Genomic DNA, 271 nt, shown 5'->3' on the forward strand with positions numbered 1-271 from the left:
GTGTCGCTTTCATCGTAGGATGAAACGTGCAGATATATGCGTAGCGGCCCGGTGTGTTCGCGACATACGTCCACGAGGCATCGGGTCGGATTTCATGCGAATCGAACAGGCCCGCGGCCGTGGCCGTGTGCGCGACGAGATCCTTGTTGACCCAGACGATCGTGTCGCCGCGCGCGACCGTCACGCTGGGCGGGTTGAAACGCATGCCTTCGATGATGATGCGGTGCGTCGTGGCGGCGGAGACGTCCGCGACCACGAACGCCAGTGCCGC

Annotated in this window: 1 protein-coding gene; it reads right to left on the reverse strand. The window is 63.5% G+C overall.

Annotation, left to right across the window (positions count from 1 at the left end):
- A partial coding sequence (locus SB764_RS40425; RefSeq protein WP_410866815.1) for a cupredoxin family copper-binding protein occupies positions 1-271 on the reverse strand: 271 nt, incomplete at both ends.

This window comes from Paraburkholderia sp. SIMBA_027 (assembly GCF_046535315.1).
In the GTDB taxonomy this organism is placed as follows: Bacteria; Pseudomonadota; Gammaproteobacteria; order Burkholderiales; family Burkholderiaceae; genus Paraburkholderia; species Paraburkholderia tropica.